The organism is Streptomyces sp. iso_384, from assembly GCF_056172905.1.
This window is the reverse complement of sequence record NZ_JBWBTT010000001.1, coordinates 4,374,139-4,388,815: the sequence shown is the minus strand read 5'-3', so window position 1 is coordinate 4,388,815 and position 14,677 is coordinate 4,374,139. Positions and strand designations below refer to the sequence as shown.

General features: G+C 72.7%; 15 protein-coding genes and 1 riboswitch. Of the genes, 10 read left to right on the top strand and 5 right to left on the bottom strand.

Features of this window, described 5'->3' with window-relative positions:
• Nucleotides 1-6: 6 nt before the first annotated feature.
• A complete protein-coding gene (locus AC0VY3_RS19715; protein WP_103510894.1) occupies nucleotides 7-951 on the bottom strand; it encodes a methionyl-tRNA formyltransferase in 945 nt (314 codons plus the stop codon).
• Nucleotides 952-1,109: 158 nt separating this feature from the next.
• Here AC0VY3_RS19715 and AC0VY3_RS19710 point away from each other — a divergent pair, with 158 nt between their 5' ends.
• The 3 genes from AC0VY3_RS19710 to AC0VY3_RS19700 all read left to right on the top strand — a co-directional run bounded on the left by AC0VY3_RS19710 (nucleotide 1,110) and on the right by AC0VY3_RS19700 (nucleotide 4,611).
• Nucleotides 1,110-2,687, top strand: coding sequence for an amidohydrolase (locus tag AC0VY3_RS19710; protein ID WP_475550165.1), 1,578 nt, complete (start codon nucleotides 1,110-1,112; stop codon nucleotides 2,685-2,687).
• 148 nt (nucleotides 2,688-2,835) lie between these two features.
• Nucleotides 2,836-3,054 (top strand): hypothetical protein, encoded by a 219-nt coding sequence (locus AC0VY3_RS19705; RefSeq protein WP_103510895.1) that lies wholly within the window; start codon nucleotides 2,836-2,838, stop codon nucleotides 3,052-3,054.
• A gap of 288 nt (nucleotides 3,055-3,342) precedes the next feature.
• On the top strand, nucleotides 3,343-4,611 hold the full coding sequence (locus AC0VY3_RS19700) for an MraY family glycosyltransferase (RefSeq protein ID WP_475550164.1): 1,269 nt from the start codon (nucleotides 3,343-3,345) through the stop codon (nucleotides 4,609-4,611).
• 17 nt (nucleotides 4,612-4,628) lie between these two features.
• Here the strand turns inward: AC0VY3_RS19700 and AC0VY3_RS19695 are convergent, their stop codons facing one another.
• Nucleotides 4,629-5,516 (bottom strand): glycosyltransferase family 2 protein, encoded by an 888-nt coding sequence (locus AC0VY3_RS19695; RefSeq protein WP_103510897.1) that lies wholly within the window; start codon nucleotides 5,514-5,516, stop codon nucleotides 4,629-4,631.
• A 69-nt stretch (nucleotides 5,517-5,585) separates the two neighbouring features.
• Between AC0VY3_RS19695 and AC0VY3_RS19690 the strand changes: the two genes are divergently transcribed.
• The 3 genes from AC0VY3_RS19690 (at nucleotide 5,586) to AC0VY3_RS19680 (ending at nucleotide 9,664) form a co-directional block, all read left to right on the top strand.
• A complete protein-coding gene (locus AC0VY3_RS19690; protein ID WP_475550163.1) occupies nucleotides 5,586-7,796 on the top strand; it encodes a phosphoinositide-specific phospholipase C-related protein in 2,211 nt (736 codons plus the stop codon).
• A gap of 156 nt (nucleotides 7,797-7,952) precedes the next feature.
• Nucleotides 7,953-8,933 carry a metallophosphoesterase family protein gene (locus tag AC0VY3_RS19685; protein WP_103510899.1) on the top strand — a complete coding sequence of 327 codons (981 nt, stop codon included), beginning with the start codon at nucleotides 7,953-7,955 and terminating at the stop codon, nucleotides 8,931-8,933.
• Nucleotides 8,930-9,664: a 4'-phosphopantetheinyl transferase family protein gene (locus AC0VY3_RS19680; RefSeq protein WP_103510900.1), complete on the top strand. Its 735-nt coding sequence runs from the start codon at nucleotides 8,930-8,932 to the stop codon at nucleotides 9,662-9,664. Before AC0VY3_RS19685 ends, AC0VY3_RS19680 begins: the two co-directional genes overlap by 4 nt.
• A gap of 48 nt (nucleotides 9,665-9,712) precedes the next feature.
• Here AC0VY3_RS19680 and AC0VY3_RS19675 read toward each other — a convergent pair whose 3' ends face one another.
• The gene (locus AC0VY3_RS19675; protein ID WP_475550162.1) at nucleotides 9,713-10,309 is read right to left on the bottom strand and encodes a histidine phosphatase family protein; all 597 of its coding nucleotides are present in this window, start codon (nucleotides 10,307-10,309) and stop codon (nucleotides 9,713-9,715) included.
• Nucleotides 10,310-10,422: 113 nt separating this feature from the next.
• A riboswitch (adenosylcobalamin (AdoCbl) riboswitch) is annotated at nucleotides 10,423-10,560 on the top strand.
• A 15-nt stretch (nucleotides 10,561-10,575) separates the two neighbouring features.
• Here AC0VY3_RS19675 and AC0VY3_RS19670 point away from each other — a divergent pair.
• From AC0VY3_RS19670 to AC0VY3_RS19655, 4 genes are all read left to right on the top strand, one after another.
• A complete protein-coding gene (locus AC0VY3_RS19670; RefSeq protein WP_030633715.1) occupies nucleotides 10,576-10,791 on the top strand; it encodes a CbtB domain-containing protein in 216 nt (71 codons plus the stop codon).
• A 69-nt stretch (nucleotides 10,792-10,860) separates the two neighbouring features.
• Nucleotides 10,861-11,616 carry a CbtA family protein gene (locus AC0VY3_RS19665; protein ID WP_103511880.1) on the top strand — a complete coding sequence of 252 codons (756 nt, stop codon included), beginning with the start codon at nucleotides 10,861-10,863 and terminating at the stop codon, nucleotides 11,614-11,616.
• A gap of 201 nt (nucleotides 11,617-11,817) precedes the next feature.
• Complete coding sequence (locus AC0VY3_RS19660) at nucleotides 11,818-12,636, top strand: SDR family oxidoreductase (RefSeq protein ID WP_219821370.1); 819 nt, start codon at nucleotides 11,818-11,820, stop codon at nucleotides 12,634-12,636.
• Between the two features lie 32 nt (nucleotides 12,637-12,668).
• Nucleotides 12,669-13,400, top strand: a complete 732-nt coding sequence (locus AC0VY3_RS19655; RefSeq protein WP_242739145.1) for a TetR/AcrR family transcriptional regulator — start codon at nucleotides 12,669-12,671, stop codon at nucleotides 13,398-13,400.
• Between the two features lie 28 nt (nucleotides 13,401-13,428).
• On the opposite strand, the gene AC0VY3_RS19650 is transcribed toward AC0VY3_RS19655, so the two are convergent.
• Both AC0VY3_RS19650 and AC0VY3_RS19645 read right to left on the bottom strand, forming a co-directional pair.
• Nucleotides 13,429-14,106 (bottom strand): hypothetical protein, encoded by a 678-nt coding sequence (locus tag AC0VY3_RS19650; protein ID WP_103511883.1) that lies wholly within the window; start codon nucleotides 14,104-14,106, stop codon nucleotides 13,429-13,431.
• A 115-nt stretch (nucleotides 14,107-14,221) separates the two neighbouring features.
• Nucleotides 14,222-14,587: a tetratricopeptide repeat protein gene (locus AC0VY3_RS19645; RefSeq protein ID WP_030081759.1), complete on the bottom strand. Its 366-nt coding sequence runs from the start codon at nucleotides 14,585-14,587 to the stop codon at nucleotides 14,222-14,224.
• Nucleotides 14,588-14,677: the final 90 nt, after the last annotated feature.

The window sequence follows — 14,677 nt, the reverse complement described above, 5'->3', positions numbered from 1 at the left end:
CGATCGTCAGGGGCGGCCGGTGAGATAGCCGCCCATCGAGGTGAAGTACTCGGTCGCGGGCAGCTCGTGGCCGTCCGCGGTCCGTACGCGCGTGATCGCCAGGCCGCGGTTGCGGCCCGTGCGGGCGTCGGCTCCGGCGACGATCACGACGCCGTCGCCCTCGCGGTAGAAGATGCGCCCCGGGGTGCCGCCGTAGCGGCCCTCCGACACGACGGCGGAGACGACCTCCAGCCGCTGCCCCCGGTGGAACGTGAACGCGGCCGGATACGGCGCGGACTGGGCGCGGACCAGGCGCTCCAGGTCCTCGGCCGGCCAGTTCCAGTCGATGCGGATGTCCTCTTCGGCGCGCTTGTGGAAGAAGCTGGCCTTCGAACGGTCCTGCGGGGTGAACTCGGTCTGCCCGGAGGCGATCAGGCCGAGGGCCTCGACCGTGACCGGCGCGATCAGATCGACCGTCCGGTGGAAGAGATCGGTGGCGGTGTCCGTCGGTGCCACGGCCACGGCCCGCTGGACGACGATGTCGCCGGCGTCCAGCTCCTCGTCCATCATGTGCGCCGTGACGCCCACTTCCGGCTCGCCGTTGATGAGCGCCCAGATGAGCGGTGAGAAGCCCGCGTAGGCGGGCAGCAGTGAATCGTGGATGTTGAGCGTGCCGTGCCGCGGCAGGTTGTAGATCCGCGGCGGTATCCACGTACGCCAGTTGTTCGCCACGATGATGTCCGGGGACGCCTCACGGAGCAGCTCGAAGAGCTCGTCGTCCGGCCGGTTGCGGATGATCACGGGAACCCCGTGCTTCTCCGCGAGATCGGCGACCGAATCGCTCCAGATCTTCTCGTAGGCGTGGTCGCTCCTCGGATGTGTCACCACCGTCACCACGTCGTGCTCGGAGTCCAGGAGAGCTTGCAGGGTGCGGTGCCCCCAGGTCTGGTAACCGAACATGACGACCCGCATGGAGGTGCCTCCTTGGAAGAGCGATCAACCGGCGCCTCAGTAAAGCAAGCCTTACCTAATAGCACAACGGCGCTCGATGGCGACCCAGTTGAGCGCCCGGCCGGGGTGGGTGACCATGGAACCTCCGTATCCCCGCACCTCCGACGGACGGACTGCCCATGCTCTGTACGCGGTTGACGAACGCGCGCATCCTCACCATGGACCCGCACCACCCCGTCGCCCGCGACCTGGGCATCTGGCGGGGGAGGGTCGTCGGGGTGGACGAGGCCGTGACCTCGCTGCCCGCCCGCGAGGTCGTCGACCTGGGCGGTGCCACCGTGCTGCCCGGCTTCATCGACAGCCATGTCCACCTGGCCTGGGCCGGGTTGAAGGCCGGTACACCGAGTGTCGCCCCGTGCGAGCGGATCGAGGACATCCTCGCCGTGGTGGACGCGGCGGCCCGGCGGCCCGCTCCGTCCGATGCCTGGGTGGACGTCGCCGGGTACGACCAGCGGGCCCTGGGCCGTCATCTGACCTCCGCCGAACTGGACCGGGTCAGCCATGGCCGCAAGGTCTTCCTGATGCACGACTCCGGGCATGCCTGCGTCGTCAACACCGCAGTGCTGGAGCTGCTGCCGGACGGTACGCCGCACGAGGACGGCTTCCTCGCCGAGAGCGCCATGACCACGGCCCGCCGGCTGCGGCTGCCCTACTCCCAGGAGGAGCTGGCCGACGCGATCGAGCTCGCCGCCCGCGCCTGCCTCGACGAGGGGATAACCGCCTGCGCCGAGGCGGGCATCGGCGGCGGACTCCTCGGCCACAGCCCCGTCGAACTCGGCGCCTACCAACTGCTCCGGGACCGCGGCCGACTGCCCCTGCGCGTCCAGCTCATGGCGTCCGGCGACACCCTGCGCCCCCGCGCGGCGCACGCCGACGACGGGTTCACCCGGGCGCTGGACCTCGGCCTGCGCACCGGGTTCGGCGACGACTGGCTGTCCATGGGCGCGCTCAAGATCTACACGGACGGCGGGATGATGGCGCGTACGGCGGCGCTCACCTCCCCGTACGAGGGCACGGCCGACAACATCGGCCGCTTCCAGGACGACCCCGACCGTATCGCCGGCCTCATCGTCGACGGCCACCTGGCGGGCTGGCAGCTCGCCGTCCACGCCATCGGCGACCGGGCCGCCGACCTCGCCCTGGACGCCCTGGAGCGGGCCCAGAAGCTGCTGCCCCGCCCGGACGCGCGGCACCGCATCGAGCACGCCGGGCTGATCCGCCCCGACCAGCTGCCCCGCTTCGCCCAGCTCGGTGTGAGCGCGGTGGTCCAGCCCAACTTCCTGCGCTCCTTCGGCGACGACTACGCGACGGTGATGGGGGAGGGGCGGGCCGGCTGGATGTACCGCGGCCGCGGATTCCTGGACCACGGCGTCGCCCTCGTCGGCAGCTCGGACCGGCCCGTCACGGACGGTTCACCGCTGCGGGCGATCCAGTTCATGGTCGAACGCGCCTCCGCATCGGGCCGCCCCGTCGGACCGGACGAGGCCGTCACCGTCGACGAGGCGGTGCGGGCCTACACGGTCGCCGGAGCCCACGCCTGCCACTGGGAGGACGCGGCGGGCGCGCTCTCGGCGGGGATGCGCGCCGACCTGGTGGTGCTGGGCGACGACCCGCACCGCGTGGACCCTTCGCGGATCGGGGACATCGAGATCGTCCGGACCTACGTGGACGGCCGGGACGCCCGCGCCGCGGGGTGACGCTACGCTCGACGCCATGGGCGCGCAGAAGGGCAGCAGCGGTTCGAGCACCGAGTGGGTGACCGTCGTGTCGTACGAGAACCTCCCGCGCTCACCGCGACCCCCGGCCGCCCTCCGCGCCTGACTGCGTGACCGGGGCATCGACTGGATGCCCTTCGCCGGGCACCGGATCCACTGCGATCTCCTCTGCGCCATCGGCGCGGACGGACACTGGCACGGCCGGTACGTCATCCGGGTCGCCGCGGACGAGCTGCGCGGCCTGGGCCTGCACCCGGACCAGCCCACCGCAGTGGTCGCCGGTCCCTCGCCGCCCCGCTGGTGGCACGCGGCCGCCGAGCGCAACGCCGACGGCCACATCGCGGGCTGACGGCCCATCCGTCCACGTCGGCTGGTAACTCGGATGATTCGAGCGGCCTTTGACGGACACCGCTCGGCCGACGCCTGCCGCACCACACCCCGGCGGCAGAACAATGCATCACCCTTTTCGTGTTATTTAGGGTGAATGGGGACATCGGCCCGTAGGTTGGGGAGACACGCCACCCGGGTGGCGTCCCGCGTCCCCCGACCCACCACCGGCCGGGGACCGGGCGGCCGTCGTTCCACCGGCCGTCCGGCACCCCGCGCCGCAGGTCATGAACGAGGAAAGGCAGGGCAGGTGAACGTGCTGGGGATCATCGCCTCCGGTGTGGCCGCGCTGTTCATCACGGTCGCACTCGCCAAGAGCGCCCGCCGCGCGGCGCTCCGCCCCCATGTCCCGGACGAACCGGGCGGGCGTGCGCCACGCGGCGGGGCGCTGCGCAGGATCGGCGGTGCGGCGGCCGTGCTCGGCGTCGGTACGGCGGCCGGCGGGGCCCTCTGGCTCGGCGTGGCGGACGACTCGGCGGGCTCGGTCGCGGGGCTGCTCGCCGGAGCCGGGACCGTGGCCGCTCTCGGCCTCGTCCACGACCTGAAACCACTGTGGGCCGCCCTCCGCCTCGCCGTGCAGACGGCCGCCGCGATCCTCGTCGTCTGCCTCGCCGGACTGTCACCGGCGGCGGGCGTCCTGGCGGTGCTCTGGATCGTCCTCGTCACCAACGCGTTCGCCCTGCTCGACCACGCCGACGGGCTGTTGACCACCGTCGGCGTGGTCACCGCCGCCGGACTGCTCGCCTGCGCCGTCATCGACGGCAGCGCCGCTCTCGCCCTGCTCCCGGCCGCGCTCGCGGCGGGCCTCGCCGGCTTCCTGCTCCACAACTGGCACCCCGCCCGCCTCCGGCTCGGCGCGTCCGGCGCGCAGTTCACCGGATTCGCGCTGGCCGCGTCCGGCGCGCTGATCCAGGCGGCCGCCCCGTCGGGCCGCGCCGCGTGGGCCGCGCTGCCCACCCTGGCGACGGTCGCCCTCGCCGACACCGCCCTGGTCCTGATCTCCCGCCGCCGCGCCGCACGTTCCCCGCTGCGCGACACGGACGACCACATCGCGCACCGCCTGCGCCGGGTCCGCGTCACCGTGCCGGGCACGGTGATCCTGCTGGCCCTCTGGGCGGCCGTGCCCGTGGCCACCGGGACGCTGGTCCACGCGGAGCTGCTGCACCCCGCGTTCCTGCTCCTGCCGCCGGCCGGATCGGCGGCCGCGGTGTTCGCGCTGCTGAGGATTCCGGCGTACGCCCCGCCCCGCGCGACCTCGACCCGCGCGACCCCATCCCGTACCGTCGCCCGGCGTACGACGGCGCACACCACCGACGCCGCGATCCCCTCGGCATCGACCGGACCCGCGGCGCCGGGCATCTCGGCCCCCACCTCCGGAAGGGGCACGCCCGCCTCCGGCACGGCCGCCCCCGCACCCGGCAAGGCCACCGCCAGGACCGCCGAAGGGCACCCCACCGTGCCGTCGCCGCCCGCACCCACCGGCCGCTCCGCCGCACAGGTCGCCGCCGAGCGCAGCTGACGCCGCCCGGCCCGCGCTCACCCCCGCAGCCTGCCGAGGGTGGCGCGGGCCGCCGTGCGCGCGTACGGGGAGACCATCAGATACGGCGCCCACGGCCAGGTGTGCCGCAGGCAGTACACCCACCACTGGTGCGGCGGCAGCTCCCGCCCGGAGGTCACCCGGCGCAGCGCCTCCCGGACCCCGATCCCCGGCTCCCGGGAGCCGGGAGCGACCGGTCCGCCCACACACTCACCGGCGTGTCCCGGGGCGACGAACGCGCTCACCCCGGCCCGCCGCGCGCGGCAGCCGTGGTCGTAGTCGCCCATCCGGTGGCGGAAGACCTTGTCGGGATCGCCGACGAGGTCGTACACGGCACGGGACACCAGGACCACCCGTCCGTCGTACGTGTCGCAGGGCTCCGGCCGGTGCTCGCCGGGCTCGACGAGCGTCAGGGACCGGCCCCGCCGCCCGGAGTACACGGTGTCCCCGTACGCGTTCCGCACCGCACCGACGACGACCGCCTCGGGCCCGGCCGCTTCCGCCGTGCGCACCAGCGTCACCAAGGCGTGCGGGAAGAGGTCGACCCCGTCGTCGAGCCACAGCTGATGCGTCCACGGATGGCTCGGCCCGCCCGGCGTCGCGCCGAGCGGACCGCCGCCCCCGCCACCGCTGCGGCTGTTGCGGCTCGCGATGCGCAGTGCCTGGTTGTGGGGGACGTCCGCGCCCACCGACATGACCTCCACCGACGGATGCCGCATCCGGACCGCCTCCGGCGTACCGTCGGTGCTGCCGGTGTCCACGAGATGCACGCCCAGCGTCGTCCCGGCGGGGAGCCCGCGCTGCTCCTCCAGGGCGCGCAGCGCGGACAGGGTCCGGGCGCGGCGGTCGTGACTCGTCATCAGCACGGCCAGGTGGACGGAGTGCACAGCGGGCTCCTCAGCTCCTGAATATCATCATTCATGCATAAAAGCTGATATTCCGCATAGGCTGGGTGGGTGAGCGTCGAACCGACCACGAACCCGCTCCGGCCCCTCCGGGACCCCGCGTCCCCGCGCCGGTCCGGCCGTCTCGTGCCGGTGCTCGCCTTCCTGCTGGCCGTCCTGTGCGTCAGCACGGTCGCCCTGACCGCGACCATCCGGTCCACGGTCGCCTCACCCGGCTTCTACCAGGCGGTGCTGGACGAGGAGTCGGCCTACGACCGCCTCTACAGCGAGGTGCTCGTCGACCCGGAGATCTCACCCGTCACCCGCGACCTGCTCGCGCACCTGCCCGTGCCCGAGGCGCTGGTGACGTCGAACATCAAGGTGGTACTGCCGCCCGCCACGGTCCGGGCCCTGACCGACCAGCAGATCGAGGAGGTGACCGGCTATCTGCGCGGCGACCGCGACGAGCTCCGGCTGACCGTCGACCTGGCCCCGGTGCTGGAGAACCTCGCCGACCTCGCACAGGTCTACTTCGGCGACCTCGTGGCCAACGTCCAGGGCGGCGACCAGCCGGACTTCGAACGGTTCACCGCCGACCTCGCCACCGCGCTCGACGCCCTCAAGGAGGGCCGGGCCCCCGAGCTGCCCGCGCTGCCGCTCACCGAGGAACAGGCGGACCGCGCCGCCGACGCCCTTCTCACGGCCGTACCCGAGCAGGAACGGACGGCGCTGCGCCCCGAGATCGAGGTGGCCCTGGGGGAGGGGGACGTGTCGACCGCGCTGGCGGCCACCGCGGCCGCCGCGCTCTCCGACAGCTCGCGGAGCGCGGTGGCCGACCTGCGTACCACCCTCCAGGACGGTACGTGGGACCTCACCGGCGCCCTGACCGCCGGGAACGACCTCACGGCCCTGGAGGAGGCCCGCGACTACGTCCGGCTGCTGACCCTGCTCCAGGTCCTCGCCGTCACCCTGGCCCTGGCCGCTCTCGCGACGCTCTGGTTCACCGGCCCCGCCGCCCCGGCCCGCCGGCTGATGCGGCTGGGACAGGCGCTCGCCTGCGCGGGCGTCCTGACCGCCGTGACCGTGCTGCTGGCCCGGCTGATCACCGGGGGACGCCTTCTCGCCGTCCCGTCCTCCTGGGCCCCGAGCGTCACCGCGCTCGTCGACGACCTCCAGCGCAACGCCGTGGACCAGATGACGGCCACCGGGCTGGGCGCCGCCCTCGCGGCCCTCGTCGGCGGCGTGCTCCTCACGGGCGTGGGCTGGGCGCTGCTCGTGCGCCCGAGCCGGATGCCGACCCCGACGGCGGTCCGTACGACGGCGGCGGGCGTGGCCTGCGCCGCACTCGCCGGCGTACTGGTCGTGCCGCCCGTGTTCGGCCCGTCCGCACCCCGCCAGTGCCTGGGCAGCAGCCGCCTGTGCGAACTGCGCTACGACGAAGCCGCCTATCTGACCTCGCACAACGCCATGTCCACCACGGCCGACCGGTTCATCGGCCCCCTCCAGGACCCCGACATCCCCGCCCAGCTCAACACCGGCGTCCGGGCCCTCCAGATCGACACGTACCGCTGGGAGAGCCCGCAGGACATCGCCGAGCGCCTCGACTCCCCGGAGTTCACCCCCGAGCAGCGCCGCCTGATCTCCGGTGCCATCGACAAGGTCAACCCGCCGCGCGAGGGCCTGTGGCTCTGCCACGGAGTCTGCCGCGCCGGGGCCATCGAACTGGTCCCGGCCCTGGAGGACATCGGCGACTGGCTGCGCGCCCACCCCACCGAGATCGTGACGCTCATCGTCCAGGACGACATCAGCCCCGAGGACACCGAGAAGGCGTTCCGCGCCGCCGGCCTGGACGACCTCCTGCACACCCCCGCGGCGGACCCGGACGCTCCGTGGCCGACGCTGGGGGAGATGATCGACAGCGGCCGCCGGCTGGTGTTGTTCGCCGAGAAGGCCGACGGGCCGGCGCCCTGGTACCGCAACTTCTACCGGTACGGGATGGAGACCCCGTTCGCCTTCCGGAACCCCTCCGAGATGACCTGCGCGCCGCACCGGGGCGGCACCGGCAAGCAGCTCTTCCTCCTCAACCACTTCATCACGAACGCGGGCGGCAGCCGCCTGGACGCCGGCCGTGTCAACGCCCGGGACTGGGTCCTGGAGCGGACCCGCGCCTGCGAGGCGGAGCGCGGCAGTCCGGTCACCTTCATCGCCGTCGACTACACGACGGTCGGCGACGCACTCGGCGCGGTGAACGAACTGAACTCCCGCCGGGCGGACGCCGACTGACCCCACGTCCTCGGCCGACGTCCCGCCGCGGCCGACGTGCCCACCCTCCGAAACCCCGGGGGAACCGCGAGGGGAGCGTGAGACGCTACGTACCCAAGGGCTCCCACCGTGCGGACGGAGCCGGACGACCGCCGACAGATCAGGAACCAGCTGCCCATGCCTCCTCCGAGCGACTCCGCACCGCACGGTGCTCCCGCCGCCGTTCCCGCCCCCGGCGACGGACACCGACAGCAGGGCGCGGGCCGGCTGCTGGCCGTGAGCGACCTGCACGCCGCGGTCACCGACAACCGGCCCCTCGTGGAGTCCCTGCACCCGACGACCGACGCGGACTGGCTGATCGTCGCCGGCGACGTGGCGGAGCAGCCCGAGGACATCCGGTGGGCGCTCGCACTGCTCGCCGAACGCTTCGCCCATGTGATCTGGACCCCCGGCAACCACGAGCTGTGGACCCTGAACAAGGACCCGGTCCAGCTCCGCGGCCAGGCCCGCTACGACCACCTCGTCGAGCTGTGCCGGGAGCTCGGGGTGACGACTCCGGAAGACCCCTTCCCGCTCTGGCCGGGCCCGGACGGACCGGTGGCGATCGCACCGCTCTTCCTTCTGTACGACTACACCTTCCGCGCCCCGGGAACGCACACGAAGGAGGAGTCGCTCGCCGTCGCGCACGAGTCCGGCATCGTCTGCAACGACGAGTACCTCCTCCACCCGGACCCCTATCCGACCCGGGACGACTGGTGCCGTGCCCGGGTCGCCGCGACCGAACGCCGGCTCGCGGAGCACGACTCCGAGATACCCCTCGTCCTGGCCGGGCACTGGCCGCTGGTGCGGGAACCCACGTCGGTGATGTGGTACCCGGAGTTCGCGCAGTGGTGCGGCACCGAACTGACCGCCGACTGGCACCGCCGCTTCAACGTCACCGCCGTCGTCTACGGACACCTCCACATCCCCCGGACGACCTGGTACGACGGGGTGCGCTTCGAGGAGGTCTCCATCGGCTACCCCAGGGAATGGCGCGAGAGGGGGCACCCGCGCGGTCTGCTGCGGCAGATCCTCCCGTACGAGGGCGACTCCACCCCACCGGCCCGGACCGGCGCCGAACCGTCCGCACGACCGCGCACCCCCGGAGGCACCTCGTGATCGAGCTGCTGCTCCCCGCCGACGTCTCCTGTGCGGCGACCCGCGCGGAGAGCGTCCCGGACGGAACCCTCTTCCCGGAGGAGGAGGCGCTGATGGCCAAGAGCGTGGCCAAACGCCGGAACGACTTCGCGACGGCCCGTGCCTGCGCCCGGCGGGCCATGGCCGGACTCGGCCTGCCGCCGGTGGCCGTGCTCCACGGGCACCGGGGACGACCGCTGTGGCCCGGGGGAATCGTCGGCAGCCTCACCCACTGCGACGGGTACCGGGCGGCCGCGCTGGCCCGTGCGCAGGACGTGCTGTCGCTGGGCATCGACGCGGAACCGCACGCCCCGCTCCCCAGCGGCGTACGGGAGTTGGTGACGCTGCCCGCCGAACGCGAGCGGATCGGTCCGCCCGCTCCGGAGGGCTCGGACGAAGACGACGCGGGCGAAATCCACTGGGACCGGGTCCTGTTCAGCGCCAAGGAGAGCGTTTTCAAGACCTGGTATCCGGTCACGGGCCTCGAACTCGACTTCACCGAGGCCGACCTGACGTTCCGACGGACCGATGGACCGGGCAGCGGCAACGGTCCTCAGGGCGGTGTGGCCGCCGAGGGCTCCTTCGACGCCCGGCTGCTGCTCACCGACCCGGCGCTGCCGACGACGCTGCACGGGCTCTGGCGGATCGAGGACGGCATCGTCGCCACGGCCGTGCTGGTCCGGCCCGACTGGCGGGACAGCAGCGCGGTGTGACGTTCGGCCGGCCGGCCGGTCTGCTGGGGCGGCGACGCGGCGTGACGCTCAGTCGGCCGGGGGAGCGGTCAGGGGGCGGCCCAGTCCCACGTTCCACCGGCCCGACCGGCCGCTGAGTCCGGTCAGCGTCAGCGGGGCGACGTCCAGCCGCCAGAACGCCTCCGCGGGCAGCCGCAGACCATGGACGACCGCCGCCCGGACCACGGCGGCCTCGGCCACCGCCAGGAAGCTCGTGCCGGGTGCGTCCGGTCCGCCGAGGAAGTCCAGCCACCGCCCGGTCCTCCCGACCAGGTCGTGCAGCGACTCGCCGCCGTGCGGCGCCGCCGCGGGGTCGCCGAGCCAGGCGGCCACCTGCGCGGGCTCGGCGGCGGCCACCTCGTCGAGACGGCGGCCGGCCCAGCGCGCCAGGTCCCAGCCGGCCAGGGCCGGTTCGGTCCGTGCCCGCGCCGCCAGGCCGAGCGCAGCGGTGGTCTCGCGGCACCGCTCGGAGGGGCCGCTCAGTGCGAGCCCGGCTTTCGGCACCGCGCCGGCCGCGGCCCGCGCGCGCTCCCGGCCGGACCGGTCCAGGGGAGCGTCGCCGTCGAAGCGGGCCTCCCGCAGTGCCGCGTTCACCGCCGGTGAGATCAACATCACCCGTACTGTCATGTTCCTGCCGTCACTCCTTCACCATGGGCCCCAAAGCCCTGCAGTCCCAAGGGATCCGTGCTCCCCGGCTCCGCAGATTGGACCATGGCGGCGCCTGTGTACAGGCGGTATGGTCACGTCGACCATGACGAGGGTGTGACGGAAGTCCGGTGAGAATCCGGCACGGTCGCGCCACTGTGAACCCGCATCCTTGCGGGTGAGTCAGACCCGGCACCTTCGTCCGAAGCACCACGACAGGGACGCGTGTTCCCACAGGAGGTACTGCGATGGCACAGTCCGCCGTTCCCGCAACCGGAACATCCGCGATCACTCCGATCTCGGCGAAGGCCATTGCCCCGTGGGCGGTCTTCTTCGGCATTCTCATGCTCGTCCTGCTGTACTTCGTCGGCGCCGAACAGGGTGCCACTGCGCTCATCTCGGGCGAAGGCGTCCACGAGTGGGTCCACGACGGCCGCCACCTGCTCGGCTTCCCCTGCCACTGAGGCACCTGCGACACCTGAAGCGGCAGGAAATCAGCGGACACGGGAAGCAAGAGAAACCAGGAAACCATCGTGAACTCCATATCTGTCAGAGCTCTGCTCGTGCGCGGCATGCTCGCGGGCCTGATCGCGGGCGCGCTGGCGCTCGCCGTCGCCTACTTCCTCGGTGAGTCCCAGGTGGACGCGGCCATCGCCCTCGAAGAGGCCCACAGCCACGACCACGGCGGCGGCGAGGAGTTGGTCAGCCGCACCATGCAGGCGACCGGCGGACTCGCCACCGGCGTCCTGGTCTTCGGCGTCGCCGTGGGCGGGATCGCCGCCCTCGTGTTCTGTTACGCGCTGGGCCGCATCGGCAACTTCGGCCCCCGGGCCACGGCCGCGCTGATCGCGGGCGCCGCCCTGCTCACGGTCTATGTCGTGCCGTTCCTGAAGTACCCGGCGAACCCGCCCGCCGTCGGCAACCCCGACACCATCGGCAAGCGCACCACTCTGTTCTTCCTGATGGTCGCCCTCAGTGTGCTGCTGGCCGTCGCCGCCGTCATCATCGGCAAATGGCTCGCTCCCCGCCTGGGCAACTGGAACGCCACCGTCGTGGCCGTCGCAGGCTTCGTTCTGCTGATCGGCCTCTCCTACGCCTTCCTGCCCTCCTTCGACGAGGTGGGCAAGGACTTCCCGGCGACTCTGCTGTGGGAGTTCCGGCTCTCGACGCTCGCGGTCCAGACGACGCTGTGGAGCGTCTTCGGCGTGGTCTTCGGCCACCTCACCGAACGTCTCCTGACGCCCGTGGCCCGCGCCGCGACGCCCCGCACGGCGAGTGCGGTGAACTGAGCGGATCGCACTGACGCACACGACGGAACCCGCCGGGGCCTGCCCGGCGGGTTCCGTCGTGTGCGGGCCGGGCGAAAGAAGGGTAGCGATGTTCATAGCGTTGCTACGACCATGGGGTATCGTCGCTATCGCGATGATGTTAGCGTTGATCTCGCCGGGTTTCACGGGACCGCCGCGACCCCAGTCGCCAGGAGCACCGCCATGACCGAACAGTCCACATCCGCATCGACGTCCGTATCGACGCCGGCACCTGCATCCGCGTCCTCCGCGCCGGCCGCACGCGCCGGTGACGCCCCTCGTCGGGTGGCCGTGGTCACCGGGGGTTCCCGGGGCATCGGCCGCGAGAGCGCCGAACGGCTCGCCGCCGACGGCTTCGCGGTCGTCGTCAACTACGCGGGCAAGCGGACCGAGGCGGAGGCCGCCGTCGCCGCCGTCACGGCCGCGGGTGGTGAGGCCTTCGCCCAGCAGGCGGACGTGGCCGACGAGGTCGCCGTCGCGGCGCTCTTCGACGCCGCCGAGAAGACGTTCGGCGGCGTCGACGTGGTGGTGCACGCGGCGGGGGTCATAGCGCTCGCGCCGCTGGCCGAGCTCGAACTCGACACGCTCGACCGGATGCACCGCACCAACATCCGGGGCACGTTCGTCGTCGACCAGCAGGCCGCTCGGCGGTTGCGCGAGGGCGGGGCCATCATCAACTTCTCCAGCTCGGTGCTGTCGCTGGCGCTGCCCGGCTACACCGCCTATGCCGCGACCAAGGGCGCCGTCGAGGCCATGACCCTGATCCTCGCCCGCGAGCTGCGCGGCCGCGACATCACCGTCAACGCCGTCGCGCCGGGGCCGACCGCCACCGCCCTGTTCCTGGACGGCAAGGACGAGGAGACCGTCGCACGGATGGCCGCCCAGCCGCCGCTGGAGCGGCTGGGTACCCCGCAGGACATAGCCGAGGTGGTCTCCTTCCTCGCCGGCCCGGCCCGCTGGGTCAACGGCCAGGTGCTGCGGGCCAACGGCGGCATCGTCTGACCGCCGCCGTGCCGCTTGATAGCGTCCGTCCGGTGAGTACGAGCACCCGCACACGCATCCTGGAAGTGGCCGCCACTCTGGTCAGGGAATCGCCCGACGGCGATATCTCCACGCGCGCCGTGTGCGAGGCGGCGAAGGTGGGCGCTCCGGCCCTCTACCGCCACTTCGGCGACAAGGAAGGCCTGCTGTCGGCCGTCGTCGACCACGGCTTCGAGAAGTACCTGGCGACGAAGAGGGAGCGCGGCGAGACGACGGACCCCGTGGAGGACCTGCGCCGTGGGTGGGACAGCCACGTCGCCTTCGCCCTCGACAACCGCAACCTCTACCGGCTGATGAACTCGCCGGCGATGCGCACACCGCCCGCCGCGGCGCTGGAGTCCCACCGGATCCTGACCGGGGACCTCGAACGGGCCGCCGTTCGGGGCCGGATACGCGTCGCGCCCGAGCTCGCCGCCCAGATGATCATGTCGGCCAATGTGGGGGTGGCACTGATGCTGGTGTCCCGCCCCGCGACGTTCGACGACATCGAGGTGTCCCGACGGGTGCGTGACGCGCTGTACGCGACGGTACTCACACCGGACGTTTCGCCGGAGATGTCGCCGAGCGTGCCGTCCGGCGCGCCGCCGGCCGCCGAAGTGCCCACGGCGGCGGCCCGGTTGAGCGCTCTGCTGCGGAAGGAGCACGGGGCGGGCCTGAGCACCGCCGAGGCGGCGCTGATGAAGGAGTGGCTCGACCGGGTGGCGAACGCCCGGCCGGACGTCTGATCCGCGGCGCCGAACCGGACGACGGAGGTCACCGCGGCGCGGGGGAGGAGGCGTCGTGATCGCGCAGGCCGTCCTCGGTGCGGCGCGCCGCGTTGCCGACGATGCGTTCCAGGTCCTTCTGTACGTCGTCTTCCGTGCTGCCGTGCGGTGCGTACGCGGACACCGTGAGCACGAGGTCGCCGTTCCACAGGCGGAGGGTGCGGCCGGGACGGCCCTGGTCGTCCTCCGGTAACGCGTAGGCGGTGTCATGGATCTTCTCGGGTCCGCGCCCGTGGGCACGGTCGAGATCCTCCTTGACGCGGTAGGAGTGGCGGGCGGGCCCGGTGTTCTCGTACACCCGGGCCATGGTGCTGAGCTTCCAGAACGTGCCGTCCGGGGCCTTGAGGTCCGTGAGGCAGCCGGTCCGGCGGTAGAGCGGCCGCGTACCGTTCTCGCCGATGTCCTCCCGGGCGTCGGGGGAGGCGGAGTCGGTGGAGCTGCCGAGGGTGAAGCCCTCGGCAGGTGCGGCGCCGGAGAGGAGGTCGCACGGTCTGCTGGTCCAGCTGTGGGCCCCCGGCGGGCGGGCGGTCTGCTCCGCCCCTTCGTCGTTCTTCCAGCCGCCCTCACCGTCGCTGCCGCCCGAGCAGCCGGCCGAGGCCACCATCGCGAGCCCGATGAGGGCGGCCGACCGCGCCCGGCGTAATGCGGCACTCCTGGATCCGTGCATCTCCCCACCCCCTTGGTCTTGGAGATCTCATTGTCCGATGTCCGTACCGGCGGGTAAAGGAGACCGGGCCCGCACCGAAGGGTGCGGGCCCGGCAGGTGGATCGGGGTGGCGGGCTCAGGAGCGGGTGGCTCCTGGGCCGAAGTCGCCGGTGAGGGCGGCGGCCATCCGCAGGTGCGGTGTCGCGTCGGCGCTCCGCCCCTGGCGCTCCAGCGTCCGGCCCAGCATGAGGCGCGCGTAGCTCTCCACCGGGTCGAGCTCCAGAACGGTCCGCAGTTCCTTCTCCGCCTTGCCCAGCCGGGCGGAGTGGTAGTAGGAGCGGGCCAGCAGCAGCCGCGGCGCGACCTGCTCCGGCACTTCCTCGACCAGTCCGGCCAGGATCCGCGCGGCCGTCAGGTACTCCTTGGCCTCGAAGAACATCTGCGCCCGGTCCCACCGGTCGGCGGCGGTGCCGAACTCGTAGTAGGTCTCGGTCTCGCTCACGTGTCCTCCTTCGTGTGGTGCGGCCCGCCTGCGGACCGCCCCGTCGTACGTTCGCCCGTGACAACACCACACAATGGTTGAACATTCCAC

Bases quoted from the DNA above. Each gene is read 5' to 3' on its own strand.
- AC0VY3_RS19675 (WP_475550162.1), bottom strand. From the start codon at position 10,309: ATGACAGTACGGGTGATGTTGATCTCACCGGCGGTGAACGCGGCACTG.
- AC0VY3_RS19715 (WP_103510894.1), bottom strand. From the start codon at position 951: ATGCGGGTCGTCATGTTCGGTTACCAGACCTGGGGGCACCGCACCCTG.
- AC0VY3_RS19660 (WP_219821370.1), top strand. From the start codon at position 11,818: ATGACCGAACAGTCCACATCCGCATCGACGTCCGTATCGACGCCGGCA.
- AC0VY3_RS19670 (WP_030633715.1), top strand. From the start codon at position 10,576: ATGGCACAGTCCGCCGTTCCCGCAACCGGAACATCCGCGATCACTCCG.
- AC0VY3_RS19650 (WP_103511883.1), bottom strand. From the start codon at position 14,106: ATGCACGGATCCAGGAGTGCCGCATTACGCCGGGCGCGGTCGGCCGCC.
- AC0VY3_RS19710 (WP_475550165.1), top strand. From the start codon at position 1,110: ATGCTCTGTACGCGGTTGACGAACGCGCGCATCCTCACCATGGACCCG.
- AC0VY3_RS19705 (WP_103510895.1), top strand. From the start codon at position 2,836: ATGCCCTTCGCCGGGCACCGGATCCACTGCGATCTCCTCTGCGCCATC.
- AC0VY3_RS19685 (WP_103510899.1), top strand. From the start codon at position 7,953: ATGCCTCCTCCGAGCGACTCCGCACCGCACGGTGCTCCCGCCGCCGTT.